Source organism: Clostridium sp. (assembly GCF_051654825.1).
In the GTDB taxonomy this organism is placed as follows: Bacteria; Bacillota; Clostridia; order Clostridiales; family Clostridiaceae; genus Clostridium.
This window is the reverse complement of the sequence record NZ_JBOFYU010000027.1, coordinates 1-7,285: the sequence shown is the minus strand read 5'-3', so window position 1 is coordinate 7,285 and position 7,285 is coordinate 1. Positions and strand designations below refer to the sequence as shown.

Below are 7,285 nucleotides of genomic sequence, written 5' to 3'. Positions count from 1 at the left end.
CAGCCTCTACAGCTATGATTCTTCACTCCACCTCTTTCCCCTATATATTCTAAAAACGCTGGTGTTCCTTGCATTTTTTCTAAACCCATTTTTATCTACCAACCTTTTAATATGTTTTATATAATTATACACTATAAACTACATATATTTGTACAAGAAAAAAGTACAAGTTACCTAAGTAGCTTGCACTCTAACCTATTATTTTTTATTTAAATGATTTTTTATAATTGATTCCTTTAGCTTTTTAAACTCTTCTAAATGCTTCTTATGCTCAAGTTGAGGAAAGGCCCTTATAATTCTCTTATGTTTTATTAATTTAAATTCTTTTTTATCATCATCTTTATTATTTAAGAAATTATTTAATTTTATAACACTTACAAAGGTAGTTACAATATCATAAATAAATATAATTGATAAAATGATTGATACTACAACTACTACAGTATAATTAATTAAACCTATAACATCCTTTATAGATGGATGTATAAACTGAATTAATAAAACAGCTAACACTCCAAATAAGGTAGAATTTAATAAACATACTCTGCCTTTTATATTACATTTTCTATTAGAATAATTCCAAAGCCTAGTATGAAAGACATATTCTAAAAAAATATCTGCAATGAATTCTATAATAGATGCTATTAAAGCTCCACAAATAAAAAGTGGAATAGTTTCTTTTATATTTAAATCACCTAAAATCCAAATAACAAACATAGCTCCAAAACCATATACAGGACATATTGGACCTTTTAAAAAACCCCTATTAACCCATACTTTTGTTCCAGCATAACAGTATATAACTTCACAAGTCCAACCTAAAAAACTATATATAAGAAAAAATAATATAGTAAAAAGAACAGCCATGGACTCCCCCTCCTTATATAACTATATTATTTTTTATTTATATATGTGTGAAAATAAAGTATTAAGTTTTTATCTTATACCTTGTGGAAATAAAAAAATATTTTCTGGATCATACTTTTCTTTTATTTCCTTTAATCTTTTATAAAAATCTCCAAAATATTCTTCTTCATAATTTGGAAGCTCAGCTAATGGGAAATTAATAAATGAACCCTTTGTCATTTTCTTTATTTCCTTAAATTTTTCTAAAAACCATATTTTATTTATAGGTGCATACTTAGGTTCTTCCCATAAAACTTGGAATCCAACTATAAATTTAGCCCCTCTATGATAAAAAGCTGAAGATTCTAATGATGATTCTCCTACATTTCCACCTAATCCATAAAGAGTAACAGCAGAATAAATTCCACCCTCTTCTAAATCACTGATTAAATCTATAAGTTTTTCTATTTCAGCCCTTGAAAATTCATTATATAAAAATCTTCCTGTAGACTTATAGCTTTCATAATCAGGATGACTATCTTGTATTTTAGTATTTGCCTCTAAAAGGCTACACTCTTCTATTTTACAGATAATATTAGTAGCTTTATTTAATATAGGGTCTATTATACTTCTAACTTCTTCTTTATTCCCATAAAATAATGCTGTAAACTTAGCTCCTTTTCCATTTTCTTTAGAATTATAAATGCTTATTTTACCATTAAATCTTTTATCTAATGTTTTATATTCTTTTTGCCACTGGCTTATTATATTTATAACTTCATCATTATCATTAGTTTTAAAATCAGCATTTATTAATGTTACATTTGAAACCTTTTTAGCTAGCTTAAAAGTAATAGAAGTAACTACTCCAAAGTTTCCTCCACCAGCTCCCTTTAATGCCCAAAATAAATCCTTATTAATATTTTCATTTGCTATTATTTCTTCACCATTATAATTAATTAACTCTATTTGAACTACAGAATCACAAGATAATCCATATAATCTACTTGAGTATCCCCAGCCTCCACCTAAAATTAATCCAGCTACACCAACTGTTGGACATCCTCCACCTGGGAATGGATAATTCCTTTCTCCTGTAGCATTATATATTTCTCTATTTCTTACTCCACCTTCTGCTTTAACTAAAGCCTTTTCCTCATCTATGTATATATTATTCATATATTGCATATCAATAACTAAAACATCATTTCCAGTAGAAAAGCCTTCATAATTATGCGCTCCTGATCTTATTCTTATAGAAACCTCATTTTCCTTTGACCAATCTATTGCATTTATAATATCTTCTTTATTTTTACAACAAACAATAGCCAATGGGTATTTTTCTATAGCTCTATTCCAGCTTTTTCTGCTTTCCTCATATTCAAAGCTATCTCTAGTTATTAACTTTCCTGTTAATTTACTAAAATCATAACTTTTCATTTGTTCACCTACTCTCTCTATATCTATATTTATACTTCCCTTTATCTTAACATCTTATATCTTTTACTATTTAAATAATCTACATCTTATAGTTATTGTTTATATAGTAACTCTTTATCAGTTCGTGTAAAAACACTAACTCTAAATTTATTTTTCATATTCATAAATATGGTAACTACATTCTTCCATTCCTAAGGATTTATATGTTTTTTTAGCAACATAATTTTCTATTTCTACATATAATCTTATTCCACAAATGCTTTCATCCTTATCACACATAGATTTTACATGATTATATAAGGCTTTAAAAACTCCCTTTCCTCTATAGTCCTTATGAACATAAACACTTTGTACCCAAATAAATGTGCCATTTCTCCAATCGCTCCATTCATAAGTAAACATTATTTGCCCAATAACCTTACCATCTATTTCACAAACATGATATATTCCCTTTTTCTCATCATTAAGTAATGATTTTACACCATTAAATAATATTTCCCTATTTAGCTCCTTATCTTCTGTTTCAAAAGCTAAATTGTAATTATATTCTGTAATAACCTTTGCATCTTCTGTTTTTGCTCTTCTAATAATCATTCTTTAATCCCCCTTTTATTTCATCTAATTATAAACTATTTTTTTAAAACTATAAATTACTCTCTCTATTTAAATATATACTTTTTTTATTTATTTAAATAAGTTTTATTTATATAAGTTTTATTAGGGTGGGAAAATCATCCTTTTATGAGTTGGATTTCCAGCACTTCGTAGTACTGATTTTCAGACTTTCTATAACTTATTAATAATTACCTTACACTATATAAATATGCAGTTAAATAAAATATAAAAAATTTTTTTAAAATATTTAAATGCTGCATATTTATATAGTAGAACTCTCTCTATTAAATAAAAAAGGATAGCAATTTGCTACCCTCTTCTTTCTAATTCACATATTTATTTAAGAAGCTATTAACAGTTTCCCAATATAATTTAGGATCAACATCACTAGCTTTGGCATGTCCTGCACCCTTAATTATTAGTTTTTCTTTTTCAACATTTGCTGCATTATAAAGTTCATCTAACATAAAGTAAGGAACAAAATCATCTTCATCACCATGAATAAATAAAGTTGGTGTTTTTGACTTAGCTATTTGCTTTATTGGTGCTGCTTCTTTTATAGAATAACCAGCTTTAACCTTAGCTATCATATTAGATATATGCATCATTGGAAATGGAGGTAAACCAAATAAATCATTTAATTGATATGCAAACTCGTCCCAAACTGATGTATATCCACAATCTTCAACTATAGCCTTAACATTAGTAGGAAGTTCTTCTCCAGATACATTCATTACTGTTGCAGCTCCCATAGATACTCCAAATAAAACTATTTCTGCATCCGAATCTTTTTCTACTATGTAATTTATTAAGTCAATTATATCGTAACGCTCGTCCCATCCCATTCCAATATAATCACCTTCACTAGTACCATGAGACATTAAATCTGGAACTAATACATTATACCCCATTTCATGGAATCTTCTTGCATAAGATGCTGTTTTATAACCTTCTGATGTATATCCATGAACTGTTATAGCCCATTTATTTGAATCACCATTATTTATAAGATAATTATGAAGCTTTAAGCCATCCTTAGATGTCATATATAAATCTTCATAATTGCTTTTTTCTAATAACCACTGCTCATCTGTTATATTAGTTACTCCACTAGTTTCAGTACTTACTACTACATCCTCTTCATCTTCATCACTACCAAATATTAAATCCTTTGATGTATTAGGATTTAAAGCTAAATTATATAAATAATTTCCCCCAACCCCTAGTACAGCAGTAATTAAAACTACAACTACTAAAGCTATACTTATAAGTATCTTCTTTAATTTACTCATTATATCACCTTGTCCTCATATGTTTTTATTAGGATTATAACATAAAATACTTTGATTATAAAACAATTTGATATGGAAATTAATTCTCCTAATATAAAAACAAAAAAGGTCTGAAAGCATTTAAGCCTTCAGACCTTTATAAATTAATTTATAGCACCTTTAAAATAAATAGCCTTTCCACCAATTACATCTAAGTTAACCTCTAGCTCTGCTTCTGTTAAATCAGAAGGAACTTCATATGTTACATTTCCTGTTAATTTTCTACCTGGTGCAACAGTTCCATCTAATTGACTTCCTGCATCAGTTATAGCTATGTCATATTTAACTCCATCTAAACTAAGTAATTTAAAGCATACTATAGATGATACTGCAATATCTTTATCTGCACTTATATTTTCCACTGTTACATTAGCAACAACATATTTCTTTCCTTCAGCAGGTTTAATAAATTCATTAGAAGATTGATATTCAGCTAAACTATTAACTGTAACTTTATAAGCTCCTTCTTTTTCTGCTGTTTGTCCAACTTCAAAATTTCTTGAATCCTGTTGTGGAGTTGAACTTGAAGAACTTTCTTCACTCAATTTTTCCTCATTTTCCTTTAATACATCATCACCTGCTGAACTAGTTGCACCAATTATTACTCCAAGAATAACCAATGCTCCTACTCCAGTTAAAATCTTATGCTTTGAAAAGAAATTTCTATTATCTTTACCACAACTAGGGCATTTAGATCCCTTTGCTATTTCCTTCCCACATGATTTACACTTTACTAGTTTACTCATTATAAGCCTCCATTTAAATACTCAACCTATTATATTCTACTAATAACAAAAAAATTTGTGATATTTATTTTTCCCTATATAATTCAATTATTTTTAAACACAAAAAAAGATGTATCACTTTGATACATCTTTTGGTGGCTTACCCGGGAATCGAACCCGGTACACCTTGATTAAAAGTCAAGTGCTCTACCGATTGAGCTAGTAAACCACAAATGGAGCGGGTAGTGGGAATCGAACCCACCTTTTCAGCTTGGAAGGCTGGAGTATTACCGATATACGATACCCGCATATTTTGTCTTTTTTTGTCGTCCGTCACTGGACTACTTGCTTAGTATAATACATACCTATATATTATGTCAACATATTTTTAAAAGTTTTTATAAAATATTTTTCTTAAATATACTCCACTTTAAACTTAGACTTAAGAACTTGAGTAAATAAAAAGTAAGGTGGATAAGTTAAAAAACTAATCCACCTTTAAGTTATTACATCTTCACTTATTTGCTTATAATTCTTTCCTATAAATAACCCTAAAGCTATAAATAAAAGTACACAAATAATATCTCTTCACTTTTCTCCTACTTTGAATCTATTTTCTTGTTCTTACATTTATAGATATTGGTTTTGATTCTTTATCTTCATTGCTTACTGCAACAATCTTAAATCCATATATAGAATTTACTCTTAATCCTTCTGCTACAAAGCTAGTATCAGAAGTTCTTCCTATTTCTTTACCGTCTCTATAAATGATATATTCCTTTATTTCTACATTAGTTGGAGCTTCCCATGTCATTGAAACAGAATTCTTAGTTATATCTGTCGCCTTAAACTCTGTTGGTTTGTTTGGAGCTTCTCCTGTAGTTGGTGGAACTTCGATTTCACCTTCTCTAGTTATAATTTCATATATTTTTGGTGCTACTTTAGTACCATCAAATTCAAGCTTAACTTCTAAGATAGTCTTGTTAACAGGAATTGCATTAAATTCTTCACTTAATGTTCCAACTTCTGTCCAGTTTCCAGCCTTATCTTTTACACTTACTTTAGCTCCACAAATATTGTTTTCATCTTGTAAGAAAACTAATTCCTTAACATCAGTTACCCTAGTCATTTTATAAACTAAGCTATCACCTTCATTTACAGCTGCTGCTTCATAAGCTGTTGATAAATCTCCATCATAAAGATTTTCAAAGTTTCCTTCTGGTGTTCCTGTAACTAATTCTACATAGTCACTTCCTCCACCTGGAACTGATTTATTTACTTCCATTTCATATAATTGAACCCAATATCCAGAGTTAGATCCCTTAGCTGAAATTCTTATATATTTAGCCATTTGTCCATTTGCATTAACAGTAGCTACTGATTGAGCTCCTTGAGCTGTATAATTTAACTCACCTAATGAAGTCCAATTAGCTCCATCTACTGAAATTTCATATTCAGAATTTCTCATTTTATCTGTACTTCCAAAGTATGAAGTAATATCATAAACAGGAATTACTGCTCCTAAGTCTAATTGAATATAATTTCCTGGTGCTGATGGCTTATCACTCCAGTATTTTGTTTCCATATTACCATCTATAGCGTTTTGTATTGTGTAGTTTTGATAAGTTCCTATATTTTGTGATATAGAAAGCTTAGCCTTATATATAGGCGTTACTTCTAATTTATTTATATCTAATGTAGCTTCTGCTCCCTTATTTACAACTCTTACAAATGTTACTCCTTCATTTATATTAGCTGTAAACACACCATCTGCTACTTCTCCATTAACTGAAGTCCATTCTACTCCATTTATTGAAGCTTGAACTTCTAAGTTTTCATAGCTTGATGCTTCTAATTGAATTTTGCTAGCCATCATAGCCTTAGGTAAAGCTAATCCAACATATTGATTCTTATTAAACTTAATATTTTCTATATTATTAATTGTAAATCTACCTTCATTTAATGTAACTTCAATTTCAGGCATATCTTTAATATTGCTAATAGCCTTAGCTGAGTTATCTCCGCTTAATGCAGATGACATTATTTCTTCACCCTTAGTTATTGTGCTTGATACTAATGGCTTAAGTCTCTTTGTCCCTACTTCTGCTACATAAGTTCTTGGTCCCTCTGCTTCTATTCTATCAACAGTAAAGTTTTGCATAGATGCAAGCTTACTCTTAGCTTCCTTTGTTTGAAGCATCCATTCTTTTATATCTCCTTTTTCTGCTGCAATTACAGCCTTCATAGCACCAATTCCAGCATGGCTTAATGCTTCATATGAACCTAAGAATGGTTCTATTTCCTTTTGTAGATTTGCGTTATCTACCT

At 29.2% G+C, this 7,285-nt stretch carries 6 protein-coding genes and 2 tRNA genes; all 8 read right to left on the bottom strand.

The window, feature by feature from the left end; all coding sequences use genetic code 11:
- Positions 1-198: 198 nt before the first annotated feature.
- A complete protein-coding gene (locus ACRDBA_RS01200; RefSeq protein WP_438571122.1) occupies positions 199-867 on the bottom strand; it encodes a putative ABC transporter permease in 669 nt (222 codons plus the stop codon).
- A 69-nt stretch (positions 868-936) separates the two neighbouring features.
- Positions 937-2,286 carry an FAD-binding oxidoreductase gene (locus ACRDBA_RS01195; RefSeq protein ID WP_438571121.1) on the bottom strand — a complete coding sequence of 450 codons (1,350 nt, stop codon included), beginning with the start codon at positions 2,284-2,286 and terminating at the stop codon, positions 937-939.
- Between the two features lie 147 nt (positions 2,287-2,433).
- A complete protein-coding gene (locus ACRDBA_RS01190) occupies positions 2,434-2,880 on the bottom strand; it encodes a GNAT family N-acetyltransferase (protein ID WP_438571120.1) in 447 nt (148 codons plus the stop codon).
- 344 nt (positions 2,881-3,224) lie between these two features.
- Positions 3,225-4,193 carry an alpha/beta hydrolase gene (locus tag ACRDBA_RS01185; RefSeq protein ID WP_438571119.1) on the bottom strand — a complete coding sequence of 323 codons (969 nt, stop codon included), beginning with the start codon at positions 4,191-4,193 and terminating at the stop codon, positions 3,225-3,227.
- Between the two features lie 143 nt (positions 4,194-4,336).
- Positions 4,337-4,978, bottom strand: a complete 642-nt coding sequence (locus ACRDBA_RS01180; protein WP_438571118.1) for a DUF4352 domain-containing protein — start codon at positions 4,976-4,978, stop codon at positions 4,337-4,339.
- Positions 4,979-5,110: 132 nt separating this feature from the next.
- Positions 5,111-5,186: transfer RNA gene (locus ACRDBA_RS01175), tRNA-Lys, on the bottom strand.
- Positions 5,187-5,191: 5 nt separating this feature from the next.
- Positions 5,192-5,265: transfer RNA gene (locus ACRDBA_RS01170), tRNA-Gly, on the bottom strand.
- Between the two features lie 302 nt (positions 5,266-5,567).
- The coding region (locus ACRDBA_RS01165; RefSeq protein WP_438571117.1) for a discoidin domain-containing protein at positions 5,568-7,285 on the bottom strand (1,718 nt) is incomplete at its 5' end.